Source organism: Marinobacter sp. E2, from assembly GCF_055755345.1.
Genome location: NZ_CM146911.1, coordinates 959,865 through 974,256 on the forward strand (window position 1 = coordinate 959,865; position 14,392 = coordinate 974,256).

At 60.9% G+C, this 14,392-nt stretch carries 13 protein-coding genes; 7 read left to right on the forward strand and 6 right to left on the reverse strand.

What is annotated here, in order from left to right; translation table 11 throughout:
• Window positions 1-9: 9 nt before the first annotated feature.
• Together AC0J1C_RS04365 and AC0J1C_RS04370 are read right to left on the reverse strand one after the other, a co-directional pair.
• Window positions 10-588 carry a phosphatase PAP2 family protein gene (locus AC0J1C_RS04365; protein WP_473045752.1) on the reverse strand — a complete coding sequence of 193 codons (579 nt, stop codon included), beginning with the start codon at window positions 586-588 and terminating at the stop codon, window positions 10-12.
• A complete protein-coding gene (locus tag AC0J1C_RS04370) occupies window positions 554-1,774 on the reverse strand; it encodes a glycosyltransferase family 4 protein (protein ID WP_473045753.1) in 1,221 nt (406 codons plus the stop codon). Before AC0J1C_RS04370 ends, AC0J1C_RS04365 begins: the two co-directional genes overlap by 35 nt.
• Before the next feature lie 114 nt (window positions 1,775-1,888).
• Here AC0J1C_RS04370 and AC0J1C_RS04375 point away from each other — a divergent pair, with 114 nt between their 5' ends.
• The 4 genes from AC0J1C_RS04375 (at window position 1,889) to AC0J1C_RS04390 (ending at window position 6,265) form a co-directional block, all read left to right on the forward strand.
• A complete protein-coding gene (locus AC0J1C_RS04375; RefSeq protein ID WP_091991600.1) occupies window positions 1,889-2,926 on the forward strand; it encodes an NADP(H)-dependent aldo-keto reductase in 1,038 nt (345 codons plus the stop codon).
• A gap of 211 nt (window positions 2,927-3,137) precedes the next feature.
• On the forward strand, window positions 3,138-3,461 hold the full coding sequence (locus tag AC0J1C_RS04380; protein WP_091991598.1) for a hypothetical protein: 324 nt from the start codon (window positions 3,138-3,140) through the stop codon (window positions 3,459-3,461).
• A gap of 126 nt (window positions 3,462-3,587) precedes the next feature.
• Window positions 3,588-5,795: an acetyl-CoA hydrolase/transferase C-terminal domain-containing protein gene (locus AC0J1C_RS04385; protein ID WP_091991597.1), complete on the forward strand. Its 2,208-nt coding sequence runs from the start codon at window positions 3,588-3,590 to the stop codon at window positions 5,793-5,795.
• Window positions 5,795-6,265, forward strand: a complete 471-nt coding sequence (locus AC0J1C_RS04390) for an FKBP-type peptidyl-prolyl cis-trans isomerase (protein ID WP_091991595.1) — start codon at window positions 5,795-5,797, stop codon at window positions 6,263-6,265. Before AC0J1C_RS04385 ends, AC0J1C_RS04390 begins: the two co-directional genes overlap by 1 nt.
• Here AC0J1C_RS04390 and AC0J1C_RS04395 read toward each other — a convergent pair.
• The gene (locus tag AC0J1C_RS04395; protein WP_091991593.1) at window positions 6,183-7,055 is read right to left on the reverse strand and encodes a lysophospholipid acyltransferase family protein; all 873 of its coding nucleotides are present in this window, start codon (window positions 7,053-7,055) and stop codon (window positions 6,183-6,185) included. The genes AC0J1C_RS04390 and AC0J1C_RS04395 overlap by 83 nt on opposite strands.
• A gap of 26 nt (window positions 7,056-7,081) precedes the next feature.
• Entirely contained in the window at window positions 7,082-7,843 is a 762-nt protein-coding gene (locus AC0J1C_RS04400; protein ID WP_473045754.1) for a GNAT family N-acetyltransferase, read from the reverse strand.
• Window positions 7,844-8,088: 245 nt separating this feature from the next.
• On the opposite strand from AC0J1C_RS04400, the gene AC0J1C_RS04405 reads away from it, so the two are divergent.
• The 3 genes from AC0J1C_RS04405 to glpK all read left to right on the forward strand — a co-directional run bounded on the left by AC0J1C_RS04405 (window position 8,089) and on the right by glpK (window position 12,219).
• On the forward strand, window positions 8,089-8,826 hold the full coding sequence (locus tag AC0J1C_RS04405) for a response regulator (RefSeq protein WP_473045755.1): 738 nt from the start codon (window positions 8,089-8,091) through the stop codon (window positions 8,824-8,826).
• Between the two features lie 22 nt (window positions 8,827-8,848).
• Window positions 8,849-10,468, forward strand: a complete 1,620-nt coding sequence (locus AC0J1C_RS04410) for an ATP-binding protein (protein ID WP_473045756.1) — start codon at window positions 8,849-8,851, stop codon at window positions 10,466-10,468.
• A 269-nt stretch (window positions 10,469-10,737) separates the two neighbouring features.
• Complete coding sequence (gene glpK / locus AC0J1C_RS04415) at window positions 10,738-12,219, forward strand: glycerol kinase GlpK (protein WP_473045757.1); 1,482 nt, start codon at window positions 10,738-10,740, stop codon at window positions 12,217-12,219.
• A gap of 14 nt (window positions 12,220-12,233) precedes the next feature.
• On the opposite strand, the gene AC0J1C_RS04420 is transcribed toward glpK, so the two are convergent.
• Together AC0J1C_RS04420 and argF are read right to left on the reverse strand one after the other, a co-directional pair.
• Window positions 12,234-13,307, reverse strand: coding sequence for an ABC transporter ATP-binding protein (locus AC0J1C_RS04420; RefSeq protein WP_091991585.1), 1,074 nt, complete (start codon window positions 13,305-13,307; stop codon window positions 12,234-12,236).
• A gap of 4 nt (window positions 13,308-13,311) precedes the next feature.
• A complete protein-coding gene (argF, locus tag AC0J1C_RS04425; RefSeq protein ID WP_375193923.1) occupies window positions 13,312-14,226 on the reverse strand; it encodes an ornithine carbamoyltransferase in 915 nt (304 codons plus the stop codon).
• Window positions 14,227-14,392 lie beyond the last annotated feature (166 nt).

Consider the following 14,392-nt stretch of genomic DNA (forward strand, 5'->3'; position numbering starts at 1 on the left):
CGTGGCGCATCAGAGCGCACTGGCGAACTTCAGGGCCCAGTCGGCGTAAAGAATCTGCATGGCCGCGTAACCCATCAGGCCGCCAATCAATGCGCCGGCCGCCACATCGCTGGGGTAGTGCAGGCCCAGTATCACTCTGGAGGCGGCAACGCTGAGCGTGAAAGGCAGCACCATCAGTGCCAGCCCCGGCAGGGCCAGGGTCAGCATCACCTGGAAACAGACGGCGTGCAGGGTGTGGCCGGAGGGAAAACTGTAACGATCCAGGGGTGGTGTGGCGCAATTGATGGCGGGAAACGAGATGAACGGCCGCTCACGGATCAGCCAGCGTTTGAGTAACTTGTAGGTCAGGGTGCAGGTGAGCCCCGTCAGTGCCATCAACAGGGCCAGCCCCGGGCCTTTCACCGGGTGCAGGAAGGGCACCAGCAGGATCAGCGCGTACCAGAACCAGCCGTCGCCCAGTCGGCTGACCAGCCTGAAATAGCCCCGGGCCGGGCGGAATTGCACGGCCCGATTGATGGCCTGGCAGAGGGCAACTTCGCGCTGGTCTGCCTGTTCAAAGAAGCGAGACGCTTTGCTTGCTGGAGGCATGATATCCGGCCTTTGTCGTTTGGTTGAAAACCAGTTGCTCGAACTGTTCGATTTGCGCAGCCCAGCTTTGTTCCAGGGCGTCCAGTCGGGCCTGGGCGCGAACCCGGTTCAGCAGGGTGGGCTGGTCGGCAAGGCGCAACGCGCTGTCGACGAACGCTTCGTCCTGGTCCAGCGGAACCTTCATGCCGTTCTCTTCATGACGGATATGCTCGGCTGCAGCAGCATCGTCAAAGGCGACCACGGCAAGCCCGCTGGCCATGGCCTCCAATACCACGTTACCGAAGGTGTCGGTTTTGCTGGGAAACAGGAACAGATCCCCCGAGGCAAAATGCCGGGCAAGGTCGTCGCCCCGGCGGGTGCCGGCGAAAATGTAATCCGGGTGTCGTTGGGCGAGCTGGCGCCGCAGCGGCCCGTCTCCAACCAACACGAACCTGGCTTGCGGATGTAGTCCCCGGATTCTCTCGAAACAGGCGACGGCCATGCGCAGATTCTTCTCTGGCGCCAGCCTGCCAACATAAAGAACGGCCCGGTCGTTGGCGGCCAGCCCCCAGGATTCACGTAGCGCGGCGTCACGGTTGTGCGGGGTAAAGCGTCGGCAATCCACGCCGCGACTCCATATGCCGGTAGCCGTAATGCCCATGGCCCGGGTGGCATGTTGCATTTTCCGGGTTGGCACCAGCGTAATGGCGGTGCGATTGTGGAACCATCGACCATAAAGACAAAGCAACCGTTCGAGCGCGCCCACACCGTAATAGCGGCTGTAGCTGTGGAAATTGGTGTGAAAGCCGGAGCTTACCGGAATGCCGAGCTGGCGGGCGGCTGATGTCGCCGAGACCCCCAGGGGGCCCTGGGTGGCGATATAGACGGCGTCGGGGCGATCGGTCACCCACAGCCTTCTCAGTCGCCCCGGTGTTGCCACACCGAAGCGCAGGTCGGCATAGCCGGGCAGAGGGCATCCGGATACTACATGCTCGTGGGTGAACAGCGCTTCGCCGGCGCTTTTGAAATGCCCCTTGCTCTCATGTTGCTGCCTCGGCCGTATAACGGTCACTCGGTGCCCACGCTGCATCAGTCCCTGGCACAAATGTCTGAGCGTATTGGCCACGCCATTGATTTCCGGCGGAAAAGTCTCGGAAACAATGGTAACGTGTTGCGGGTGCCGGTTGGCCTTCAGGGTCTCGGTCACGGTGTTTCCTGTGCGTCCTTTGACATGCCCCTACTATGGAAACGCGGCATGACAGCCATGCGACAATCCCGTGACATTCCGTTTACTTATTAACCGAACCGCTTCGGAGACGTTATGCAGACACGAAAGCTTGGCAAGACGGACATCGACGTGAGCCTCATCTGCCTGGGCACCATGACCTGGGGCGAGCAGAACACCGAGCAGGAAGCCTTCGAGCAGCTTGATTACGCAACGGCCGAAGGCATCAACTTCATCGATGCCGCAGAGATGTACCCGGTGCCTCCCAGGGCCGAGACCCAGGGACTGACCGAAACCTACCTGGGCAACTGGCTGGCCCGCCGGGGCCGTCGTGACGATCTGGTTATCGCCTCCAAGGTGGCCGGGCCGGGCAACGGGCTCAAGTACCTGCGTAACGGCCCGCGGCTGACACGCGATCACATCCATCAGGCGTGCGACGCCAGCCTCAAGCGTCTGCAGACTGACTACATCGATCTCTACCAGGTGCACTGGCCGGATCGCAGCACCAATTTCTTTGGCAAACTGGGGTATGAGCATAATCCTGACGAAACCTTCACTCCGATCGAGGAAACGCTGGAAGCGCTCGATGAACTGGTGCGTGCGGGCAAGGTCAGGCATATCGGGTTGTCCAATGAAACGCCCTGGGGAACCATGGAATACTTGCGCCTCGCCCGTGAGAAGGGGTGGCCGCGGGTGGCCAGCATCCAGAATCCATACAATCTTCTGAACAGGGCCTTTGAGGTGGGTATGGCCGAAATCGCCCATCGCGAGCAGGCGGGCCTGCTGGCCTATTCGCCCCTGGCGTTTGGCATGCTCTCTGGCAAGTATCTGGGCGGCAAGTGGCCGGAGAAGGCCCGAATGACCCTGTACGAGCGGTTCAGCCGTTATACGAGCAGTCGCGGCATGGACGCGACCCGGGCCTATGTCGACCTCGCGCATCAGCACGGTCTTTCCCCGGTGCAGCTGTCACTGGCGTACGTCAACAGCCGCAGTTTCCTGACCGCCAATATCATTGGCGCCACCACCATGGAGCAGTTGAAGGAGAACGTTGGCTCGGCGAAGGTCACATTGAGCCCGGCGGTGCTGGAAGCCATCGAAGCTATCCACCAGGAGTTCACCTACCCCTGTCCCTGATACCTCACGTTCAGCCCCGATATCCGCCGGTTATCGGGGCTGGTTACAATCAGCAATATTGGGGATCATAAATTGACAAAAAAAGCCCGATGTGGTGACAAAAAATCGACGTCTTTGTGTGCAGATTCACATCTTTCGGGTCGGTAATCATTAGACTAAAGCCTTAGGTTTCCGTAGACTTCCGTCTCGCTAAAAGGTCTCAGGCAGTGTCATGATTATTCGTATCTTCGTCGCATTACTCGCTCTCAATCTCGTGGCTTTCGTCGTTCGCGCCGAAGCGTCTGAGCGCGTGTTCGAAGAAGCGGAAATGACAACGGCCAGCGAAGAGATCTTTGCGATTCAGGAGCGGGTTTCCGGCGATATTGATGAAGACAGCTCCGATGCCTTCGCCGAAATCGGGTCCCGCCTGCTGAGCCTGACCCTGTCCCGCTCCCGCCAGTCCGGCAAGCACTACGCCTCCGACCCGGCCCAGGCCGACCACGGCATTGCGTTGCTCCCTGAAGGCGCCTGCCTTAATCTCAAGTGGAATTTCTGAGCCAGGCCATCCCCTCATCTGCCTCTGCCATGACCTGACGCATTGTTTGCGCGGGATGCTCGTGTGATCATCCGGTGTGAACTGCGGATCCCCCGAACGGATCGTTTGAATAAAGGGAGCTAGGTAATGTCAGGTGACAGAGGGCAGGTATCGAACGACGTAAACGCCTGCGTGGATGAAGTGATCCGCCGGGTTGGCAAGAACATTACGCTCGGCCTTCCGCTGGGGCTGGGCAAACCGGTCCGGTTTGTTAATGCGCTGTACCAGAGAGCCAAAGACGATCCGGGCATTCAACTGCACATCGTCACCGCACTGTCTCTGCTGGCGCCGAGAGGCAACTCGTCACTGGAGCGGCGATTCATGGGGCCCTTCGCCGAACGATTGTATGGCCCGATTCCGGAGCTGGCCTACGCACGGGACGTGTCGGAAGGGCGGTTGCCCGGGAACATTCGGGTCTCGGAATTCTTTTTCAAGGCCGGCAGTTTTCTGAACAATCGGGCCCAGCAACGCCACTATGTGTGCACCAACTACACCCATGCCGTGCGCGATCTGATGGCTCAGGGGGTGAACGTGGTCGCCCAGATGGTGGCGCCTGGCACCGCTCACGGCCAACCGGGGCTCGTCAGCCTGAGCTGTAATCCCGACCTCACACTCGATCTCATTCCGCGCCTGCGAGAGCGGGAGGCTAACGGTACCCCCGTCGCTCTGGTCGCCGAGCTCAATGAGAGTCTCCCCTGGTTCGGGAATCATGCTGCGGTCGATGCGGACCGCTTCGATATTGTTTTTGAACAGCCGTCATCGGACTACCCTCTTTTCTCCGCCCCTGAAATGGCGGTGAGCCCGGAGGATCACCTGATCGGGTTCTACGCCAGTGCGCTGTTGAAGGACGGCGGCACACTCCAGGTCGGTATCGGATCGCTCGGCGCCGCGCTGGTGCATAGTGCCATCATGCGTCACAAGCATAACGACACCTGGCGAAAGGTGTTCGATCATCTTCGGGTCGACGAGCAGTTTCCGGTAGTCGCTGAAGACGGCGGTACCGAGCCGTTTGAGAAAGGCTTGTACGGCTGCAGCGAGATGATGGTTGATGGCTTTCTGTACCTGATGCAGGAAGGCATCCTTACCCGGGAGGTGTTCGAGCATGCCGGGCTTCAGTCGTTGATGAACCGCGGTGAACTGACGTCGAAGGTGTCCCTGGAAACCCTGGATACCCTGCGGCAGGAAAAGTTGATTGACAATCCGCTCAGGGCCCGGGACGTTCGCTGGCTGGTCCGGCACGGCATTCTCGGGGACGAGGTAGAATTCAAGGGTGGCCGGCTATGTTTAAGAAGTCACTCGGTGGAGGGTGACCTGGACGACGCCGAGGCCCGGGAAATCATCGAGGCCCTGATGCTCGGAGAGCGCCTGACCGGCGGCATTGTCCTGCATGGCGGGTTTTACGTGGGGCCGGAGCGTTTTTACCAGTACCTCAGGGAGCTCAGCGAACACCAGCGCGCCCGCATCTGCATGACCAGCGTCAATTTCATCAATCAGCTCTACGATCACCCGTTCGGTGACCAGAAACTCAAGGCAGCGCAGCGGGTGTCTGCCCGTTTTATCAACTCGGCCATGATGTACACCCTCAACGGCGCCGGAGTATCCGACGGCCTGGATGACGGAAGGGTTGTCAGTGGCGTGGGGGGGCAGTACAACTTCGTGGCCATGGCTCACGAGCTGCCGGGAGCCCGCTCCATCCTGACCCTGCGCAGTACCCGGAATGCGCACGGCAAAGTGCTGTCCAATATCGTGTTCAATTACGGCCATTGCACGATACCCCGGCATTTGCGGGACATCGTGGTGACCGAATATGGTGTTGCGGATCTCCGGGGGCAGTGCGATGAGCAGGTCTATCTGCGACTCATCCGCATTGCGGACTCCCGCTTCCAGCCGGAATTACTGGCCCGGGCGCAGAAGGCGGGCAAGGTGGATCCGGCGTTCCGGCTACCCTCGCACTGGTGCAACAACACGCCCGCTGCGGTGCGTCGTGCCATCGCCGAGGCTGGTGAGGGCAGCTTCCCGGCCTTTCCGTTCGGCTGCGATTTCACCGAAGAGGAACTCCGGTTAGGGAAAGCCCTTAAGGCCTTGAAGGCCGCAACCGCCACCCGTCGTGGTAAACTGTCGACCCTTTGGCAGGCCCTGCGGGCACGGGATGAGGACAACCGATACCGATCCCTGCTTGAGCGCATGGGATTGCTGAATCCCGCGAGTCTGCGAGACCGGCTCGATCAGCGACTGGTCATACATGGCCTTCAGCAACTCGATACATCTTCGGATACAGGAAACTCGACAACCTGATGACTGCTTCAGACACAAGACCCGACGTTTTTACCGTCCATTACGTCCTTAAAAATCGGATCGGCGAGCTGGTGGATACCTCGGAGGGCAGCGAGCCGCTGCACTTCCTCTATGGCACTCCCGAGATCATCGAGGGCATCCAGAAGGCCGTGAAAGACCGCAACGTCGGCGACTGTCTGGAAGTAACCGTGCCGCCAGAGATGGCCTACGGCGAGCACCGGGAGGATCTGGTGCGAAAAGTTCCGCGCTCGCTCTTCGAGGGAGTCGAGAATCTCCAGGTCGGCATGAAATTCCAGACCAATACCGGCGATGACGCCCAGGTGGTGCAGGTGGTGGGCATTGACGGCAACCTGGTGAAGGTGGACGCCAACCACCCGCTGGCGGGCTTTACCCTGTACTTTGATCTGGAGATTGTTGGCCGGCGGGAAGCGACCGACGACGAGATTGCCCAGGGTCGGCCTCTGTTCTGAATGTATCGGTGTTCTCCTGGTCAAGCTTGCCCTCATGGATTCTGGCCAGGCCCTCGCTGACGGTTTCCCTGACATGTTCCGCCAACGCGCCGGTGTTCGGGCCGACCGGCGATGGCCCGTGAAAACTGATAGGTGGATGGAAGATAACGTCGACGCGTGCCGCGGGTTGGCGTAACAGGCGCAGCAGGTGACGGTGGAACTCGTCCTGGCCGATGAAGGGGGCCAGGTGGTCGGGTCTCCCCGCCCTGCGGTAGGCGATGGTGACCGGCTGCACCGGCGTATCACTTTCCGGCGCGGCCGCCAGCAAAAGTCCATGGAACGGCAGTACCGCCAGACCCTCACTGGTGGTGCCCTCGGGAAAAACCAGCACGCTCTCGCCGGTTCGCAGATTGTCCGCAATGCGCTCCCGTACCTTTCTCGCCTGGCCGCCGCCACGTTTGATGAACAGTGTGCCCGCCTGTCGTGCCAGCCAGCCAATCAGTGGCCACCGGCCCACCTCGGCCTTGGACAGAAAGCGGATGGGGGCAAGGCTCCCGAGAACCGGAATATCTGACCAGCTGATGTGATTGCTGACAAACAGAACCGTGGTATCGCTCGGAGTACCATGCTGATGGATCTCCAGCCCCAGACAGCGACAGGCCCAGCGAAAACAGCTGTTAGCCCAGGGTGTCCGGTTGATGGGTGTGGTGCGTACCAGATCGATAATCCACAGTGCGATAGCCAGCCCGGAGGTCGCCGCGAGGAACAGCACGAACGCAGTCAGTCGGAACACCAGTCGCAGCCAGCTCATGGGGCAGGTCCTCTCCCGGATTTGGCTCAGGAAGCCGTTCGCATGAAGTGCCGGCTGTACCGGCCGGCCAGCTTGCTGACTTCCAGCAGCACCAGCAGATCGGCACAGCGAAACTCCGGATCCCAGCACGGTTCGCCGCAAACCCTGGCGCCCAGGCGCATGTAGGCCCGGATCAGGGCCGGAACCTCCACCGGACGGTCGGTATCACGGGCATGGGTCAGGTGGGGCAGCGCCCGCAAGGGGGCCACCAGGTGAGCGGGATCGGCCAGGTACTGATTCTGCAGGTGCCGGGCAATGCGCCAGGCTTTCAGGCCGCCGTCGGACATGCTGATGCTGGCGCAGCCAATCATGTAATCGACGTCGCGTTCCATCAGGTAAGCTGCCACCGCGGACCACAAAAGGCTGATGGTGGCGCCGTTGCGGTAATCCGCATGCACGCAGGTACGTCCGAGTTCGGCGATGGTGCCGGGCAGGTTCTGCAGGGGGGTGAGATCGAACTCGCTGGCCGAATAGAAGCGGTTGACGGCACCAATATCCGCCTGGTGCAGGATGCGGGTGGTGGCGACCAATTGTCCGGAATCGAGATCAGTGACGATCAGGTGGTCGCAGACGTTGTCGAACTCATCGGCGTCGAGGCCGGGCGTCCGGGCTCCGAGGTCGCTGCCGTATTCTTCGGAGAACACGTGGTAGCGCAGACGCTGTGCTGCTTCCACCTGCTGGGGGCAGCGGGTCAGTTCGGTTTTGAGTCGACGTGCACTGCGGCGGGCGTTTGCGGCGGGTGTGGTCATGGCTCAGTCTCTTTTGTTTCCATTTGCCGACAAGCCTATGAAGCCGGTGTGACAGGCCGGTGACCGGGGAATGACGTCTGTATGACATGGAGATCCGGGTGGGCCGGATGGAGCTGTGTCACAGGCTGTAACCAAGCACCGGTTCCATGTATATTTCTGAATAGCATGTATAATTGCTGTTACAGCAGGTTGCCTGTATGGTCGGAAACACAGAATGACCTGAAACCGGAATAACAAAATCAGAGATGGACGGCGTGGAACAAACGAACGAAAGTTGGCGAATTCTGATTGTCGAAGACGATGAGCGGTTGGCTGAGTTGACCCGTGAGTACCTCGAAAGCAACGGGTTGACAGTCTCCCTCGAAACCCACGGTGGCCCCGCTGTCGAGCGGATCCGCAACGAGCAGCCGGATCTGGTGGTGCTTGATCTGATGCTGCCCGGCGAGGATGGCCTGTCTATCTGTCGCAGGGTCCGTCCCTTCTATTCCGGTCCCATCATCATGCTCACCGCGCGCACCGATGATCTGGACCAGGTGCTCGGCCTGGAAATGGGTGCCGACGATTACATCGGTAAGCCGGTCAAGCCGCGTGTGCTGTTGGCTCGCATCCGCGCCATGCTCCGCCGGGTCACCGAGGGCGGCCAGGGTGCCGGCGATGAAGGCAGCGGTGAAGAGCCCGTGCGTCTGCAGTTCAACGACCTGGTGGTGGATCGCTCCATGCGGGAGGCCTGGCTGAACGACGAGAGCATCGATCTGACCAGCGCGGAGTTCGATTTGCTCTGGTTACTGGCCAGCAACGCCGGCCGGGTACTCAGTCGGGAGGAGATTTTTACTGCCCTGCGCGGCATCGAGTACGACGGCCAGGATCGCTCCATCGACGTCAGGGTGTCCCGGATCCGGCCCAAGATCGGGGATGACCCGATCCATCCACGGCGCATCAAGACCGTTCGCAGTAAAGGCTACCTGTTTGTGAAGGAAGCCTGACGATTCTGTCTCCGGAGCCGGTGTGTGGCCCGAGCGCACACCGGTGGCCCCCGCCAGGGTTGGTGCCATGCCCCTGAAGTTCTTCCTCAAGCTCTATGCCCGTCTCGCAGGCGTTACCGCACTGGTGGTACTGCTTTGCGCTGCCCTGTTTACCGGTATCAATTCGGTCCGCCTGCAGTACTGGCAGGAACGGTTTCCCGAGCCACTTATGCGCTGGTTGGCGGCAGCTCCGGCACCGGCGGAGCAGTATCACTGGCTCGGAGCGGTGTTGGAGCTTCGAGAGGGCAATGCCGCTCAATTCGATCTGTCCCCGGTGGTGGCTGAGCGCCTCGGATACGGGCAGGTGGTAAGCCTCGACAGCAACGTTGGCCTGCGTCTGTTCGTGGCCGGCGTGTCCGGAGACATTCTTGAGCTGCGACTTGCCGATCCCTATCGCGACATTGCCAGAGCCACAGGGCTTATCCTGCGTTGGCATCTGGATTCGGTGCAACCGGCCGGTAGGCTGGAAGTGGCCGACCAGATGGCCGAGGCCCTGAATGTGGACATCCAGTCGGTGGCCGATGAACGCCTGCTGCCCGATTCCGAGGTGCTGGCGCAGGTGGCAGAGCGGGGCCTGGCGTTCTATCGGGAGGGGCACAATGGACGCGGCCGGGTGATGATCCAGCTTGCGGACGGCGAACTGTTCCGGATTGATATGCCGGCGCCCTTTAACCCCTGGGCCTGGCCTCTGCTGTTGCTGGTGGCACTGGTACTGGGCGGCGTGCTGGCCATTGCGCTGTTTCTGGCGCTGCGGGAGGTGGACAGCAATCTGCGGGCGGTGGAGTCGGTGGCGGTACGGATTGCCCGTGGGGAAATGGGCGCCCGCGTGGAGGCCGGGGAAAGCCGGCTGGTGACCCGGCTGGCGGTATCGTTCAACGGCATGGCTGAGCACATCCAGCGCCTGGTGCAGGTGCAGAGGGAAATGATCCATGCGGTCTCTCACGAGCTGCGCACGCCGGTGGCGAGGATTCGTTTCGGTGTGCAGATGATTGAGGACTGCCAGGACCAGGAGGCCCTCCAGAGGCAGCTGGACGGAATAGACGGAGACATCCAGGAACTGGATGAACTGATCGACGAAATACTCACCTATGCCCGGCTGGAGCAGGGTGGTCCGGTGTTCTCGCTGCAGGAAACATCGGTCACTGACATCGTTCGCCAGGTGGTCTCGGAGCAGCAGATGGTGCGTCCGGAGCTGACCATCGAAGGCCTGGTGGACCCTGAGTCGGAGCACTGGTCGATGTCAGATATTGAGCCCCGCTATATTCACCGGGCAATCCAGAATCTGGTGGGCAATGCCGGTCGTTATGCCGCCGGTAACGTGCGAGTGACCTGCCATTGCGATGAGGACAATTGCCGTATCGATGTAGAGGACGATGGCCCCGGTATACCCGAGGAGGACTGGGAGAAGGTGTTTACCGCCTTTGCCCGCCTCGACGACAGCCGCACCCGAACTTCCGGCGGCTACGGCCTGGGGCTGTCTATTGTCCGGCGCATTCTGTACTGGCACGGCGGCCACGCGTTTGTTGGTCGTAGCGACACCCTGGGCGGTGCCCGGTTCAGTCTGGTGTGGCCCCGGAAAAAACCGCTCGAAGCCGTTCTGTGACCCAGTGCTCACAACCTCACCTGATGTAACAAATGCGCTACACAAGCACTACTGAACAGCGGGCCGCCCCTGCGCATAATGCAAAGCGTAAGGGATGACTTTTGAGGTTGTAGTTCTTACGAACTTTCCTTGTTTCATTCGTCATTTGAAGGCCGGTTTTCCGGCCTTTTTTTATGTCTGCGTTTCAAGTCTCCGGTGAAATTCCCGGTTCGTCACTCTTTAAGGCCCCCACTGCTGCTAGAATCGCAGGAAACAACAGGAGGCCGTTCATGACCCGCTATCTGCTTGCCATTGACCAGGGAACTACCAGTTCCCGCGCCATTGTTTTTGACCAGTCCGGCAACAGCATTGCCACCGACCAGCAGGAGTTTCACCAGTATTTTCCGAAGGACGGATGGGTGGAGCACGATGCCCTGGAAATCTGGGAAAGCACCCTCTCGGTGTGCCGCGGTGCGTTGAAGCAGGCGGGTATAGAGGCTGGAGAGCTGGCCGGCATCGGCATCACCAATCAGCGGGAAACCACGGTGGTCTGGGAGCGGGAAAGTGGCCGGCCTATCCATCACGCCATCGTCTGGCAGGATCGCAGAACCGCCTCCCTGTGCACCAAGCTGAAGGCGGATGGCCACGAGGATACCGTCGTTGATAAAACCGGCCTGCTTATTGATCCCTACTTTTCGGCCACCAAGATTGCCTGGATCCTCGACAATGTGGACGGCGCCCGGGCCCGGGCTGAAGCCGGTGAGCTGGCGTTCGGCACCGTCGACAGCTGGCTGCTGTGGAACCTGACCGGAGGCCGTTCCCACCGTACCGATGCCACCAATGCCTCCCGTACAGCGCTGTTCAACATTCACGATCAGGACTGGGACCCGACCCTGCTTGAGCTCTTCCGCATTCCGAAGTCTCTGCTGCCTGAGGTGCTCGACAGCGCCGCCGACTATGGCACAGCGCAGCCCGAGTGGCTCGGGGCGCCGGTCAGCATTGCCGGAATCGCCGGGGACCAGCACGCCGCCCTCATCGGCCAGGCCTGTTTCAGCCCGGGTATGGCCAAAAGCACTTACGGTACCGGCTGTTTTCTCATGCTCAATACCGGGGATCGGGCCGTCCGGTCCGAAAATCGGCTACTGACGACCATGGCCTATCGGTTGAATGGCAAACCCTGCTATGCAGTGGAGGGCAGTATTTTCGTGGCGGGAGCGGCCATGCAATGGCTGCGGGACGGGCTTAAGCTGATCCGGCACGCCAGCGAGTCCTCGGCCCATGCCGAGGCGGTGGGCGTGGACAACCCGGTGTACCTGGTGCCGGCGTTCACCGGACTGGGCGCTCCCCACTGGGATCCCCACGCCCGGGGTGCCATCATGGGCCTCACCCGGGATACCGGCATAGGCGAGATTGTGACAGCCGGGCTGCAATCGGTCTGTTACCAGACCAAGGACCTGGTACGGGCAATCCAGAACGACGGCGCCAGTCTGGCATCACTCCGGGTTGACGGAGGTATGGCGGTCAACGACTGGGTCATGCAGTTCCTGGCCGACATTCTCAATGTCACCGTCGACCGGCCCCGGGTCACTGAAACCACCGCGCTCGGTGCGGCTTATCTCGCTGGCCTGCAGACCGGGCTATTCGAGAGTCTTGAGCAGATTTCAGAACTCTGGGAGTGCGAGCGCCAATTCCACCCGGCCATGCGCCCGGCCCTGCGGGAGTCACTTTACGCAGGCTGGCTGGACGCGGTCGAGCGGGTGTGCAACAACTGATAGGTAACGGTGGGTCAGGCGGTCCGCTCGAAGGCAATCAGGTGATCCGCCTCGACCCGGACCGGCACGTGTTCGCCGAGGTGGAAGTCCAGGTGGCTTCGGAACAGTGCCTCGAACTCGGTGTCTTCCGAGCAACGGAAGCGATACAGGGTTGAGGTGCCGGCAAAGGTCTTTTCAATCACCTTGGGGCGCAGATCTGACTCCGGATCGTGCACGATATCATCGGGCCGTATCAGCACATCCACCAGGGTGCCCGGTGACCATTTATAGGCCCGGTTGCCATGGATCACGCCCAGCTCTGATTCAATGGCGTCCGGCCCAAGGGCCGTACCGGGAATGAAACCACCCTGGCCGACAAAGCTGGCGACGAAGCGGTTGGCCGGTTCGTGGTAAAGATTGTAGGGCACGTCCCATTGCTGGATTCGACCGTCCCGCAACACCGCCACCTGGTCGCACATCGCAAAGGCTTCCTGCTGGTCGTGGGTCACCAGGATGGCGCTGATACCCAGCGTCTTGAGGATTTCCCGGACATCCAGGCTCAGTCTCCGGCGCAGGTCCGCGTCGAGGTTGGAGAAGGGCTCGTCCAGCAGGATCAGCGTGGGCTCGGGCGCCAGAGCGCGGGCCAGGGCGACACGCTGTTGCTGGCCACCAGACAGTTCGTGCGGGTAGTTATCGGCCAGGTCCTGCAGATGCACCACATTGAGCAGTTCCATGACCTTCTGACGTTTTTCGGCTTTGCCCAGATTGCGCAGACCGAAACCGACGTTGTCAGCAATGGTCAGGTGGGGGAACAGGGCATAATCCTGAAAGACCATGCCGATTCTGCGTTTTTCTGGCTGCAAGGTTCGGCCAGGCAGGCTGATGGCCTGGGATTGCAAGCTGATTTCTCCACCGTTCAACGGCAGGAATCCCGCCAGTGCCCGTAATATCGTGCTTTTTCCGCAGCCGCTGGGCCCCAGGAGGCAGCCAATGTCGCCGTGGCTCAGTGCAAAGCTGACGTCCTTGACCACGGAATCGCCGCCATAACCGCACGAGAGGTTGGTCACCTCAAGCAGCCAGTCGGCCGGGGAGTGAGCAGAGGTATCCATCGCGTCAGCCCAGACGGTTCAGAATCAGAAATTCAAGCAACGCCTTCTGGGCATGAAGGCGGTTCTCTGCCTCGTGCCAGACCACCGACGCAGGGTGGTCCATCATGTCGCTGGATATTTCCTCGCCCCGATGCGCGGGCAGGCAGTGCATGAACAGGGCGTTCTTGTCGGCCACGGCCAACAGGTCCGGATTGATCTGGTAGCCACGAAAAGCCTTCTCGCGGGCTTTCTGTTCGTCCTCCTGGCCCATGGAGGCCCAGACGTCAGTCACCAGAAGCTGGGCCTGTCGCGCCGCTTCGCGAGGATCCCGGAACAGGGTGACCCGGTCGCTGTGGGCTTCCAGCAGTTCCTTTGCGGGTTCATAGCCTTCCGGGCAGGCAACGTTCAGGTGAAAATCGAACTGTGCGGCCGCGTTGATGTAGGAATGGCACATATTGTTACCGTCGCCGATCCAGGCCACGGTTGCCCCGCGGATACTGCCCCGGTGTTCCCGGTAAGTCTGCATGTCGGCCAGCAACTGGCAGGGGTGGAATTCGTCGGTCAGGGCATTGATGACCGGAACCCGGGAGGCGGCGGCAAAGCGCTCGACCGTCTCGTGGGCGAAGGTGCGGATCATCACTGCGTCCACCATGCTGGAGATCACAATGGCGGAGTCTTCAATGGGTTCGCCCCGGCCGAGCTGGGTGTCCCTGGGAGACAGAAACATGGCGGAGCCGCCCAGCTGGGCCATGCCTGCCTCGAAGGACACGCGTGTCCGGGTGGAGGACTTTTCGAAGATCATCGCCAGGACCCGGTTTTTCAGGGAGTCCCGCACCTTGCCCTGACGCCATTCGTTGCGCAGGTGCGTGGCATGATCAACCAGATCTTCCAGTTCACTGGTTGTCATGTCGTTCAATGTCAGAAAATGTCTTGCTGCCATGGACTGGCCCTTATCTCCACGAATCCCGCCATTGGCGGTTTGCCGGACTGCTGGCTTGAAAATGGGGGATCAAGTCTAGCCCGTCGGGCCCGGTATGACAACGCCGTTACCGGGGTGGAACCAGGGCACTTGTCCGGGGTCAAATCACGGTATTTGGAGAGGTGTT

What these genes read in the sequence shown, in the direction of transcription:
- AC0J1C_RS04365 (WP_473045752.1), bottom strand. Translation starts at nt 588, where the DNA reads ATGCCTCCAGCAAGCAAAGCGTCTCGCTTCTTTGAACAGGCAGACCAG.
- AC0J1C_RS04395 (WP_091991593.1), bottom strand. Translation starts at nt 7,055, where the DNA reads ATGAGCTGGCTGCGACTGGTGTTCCGACTGACTGCGTTCGTGCTGTTC.
- AC0J1C_RS04400 (WP_473045754.1), bottom strand. Translation starts at nt 7,843, where the DNA reads ATGACCACACCCGCCGCAAACGCCCGCCGCAGTGCACGTCGACTCAAA.
- AC0J1C_RS04420 (WP_091991585.1), bottom strand. Translation starts at nt 13,307, where the DNA reads ATGGATACCTCTGCTCACTCCCCGGCCGACTGGCTGCTTGAGGTGACC.
- AC0J1C_RS04375 (WP_091991600.1), top strand. Translation starts at nt 1,889, where the DNA reads ATGCAGACACGAAAGCTTGGCAAGACGGACATCGACGTGAGCCTCATC.
- argF (WP_375193923.1), bottom strand. Translation starts at nt 14,226, where the DNA reads ATGGCAGCAAGACATTTTCTGACATTGAACGACATGACAACCAGTGAA.
- AC0J1C_RS04380 (WP_091991598.1), top strand. Translation starts at nt 3,138, where the DNA reads ATGATTATTCGTATCTTCGTCGCATTACTCGCTCTCAATCTCGTGGCT.
- AC0J1C_RS04405 (WP_473045755.1), top strand. Translation starts at nt 8,089, where the DNA reads ATGGACGGCGTGGAACAAACGAACGAAAGTTGGCGAATTCTGATTGTC.
- glpK (WP_473045757.1), top strand. Translation starts at nt 10,738, where the DNA reads ATGACCCGCTATCTGCTTGCCATTGACCAGGGAACTACCAGTTCCCGC.
- AC0J1C_RS04390 (WP_091991595.1), top strand. Translation starts at nt 5,795, where the DNA reads ATGACTGCTTCAGACACAAGACCCGACGTTTTTACCGTCCATTACGTC.
- AC0J1C_RS04385 (WP_091991597.1), top strand. Translation starts at nt 3,588, where the DNA reads ATGTCAGGTGACAGAGGGCAGGTATCGAACGACGTAAACGCCTGCGTG.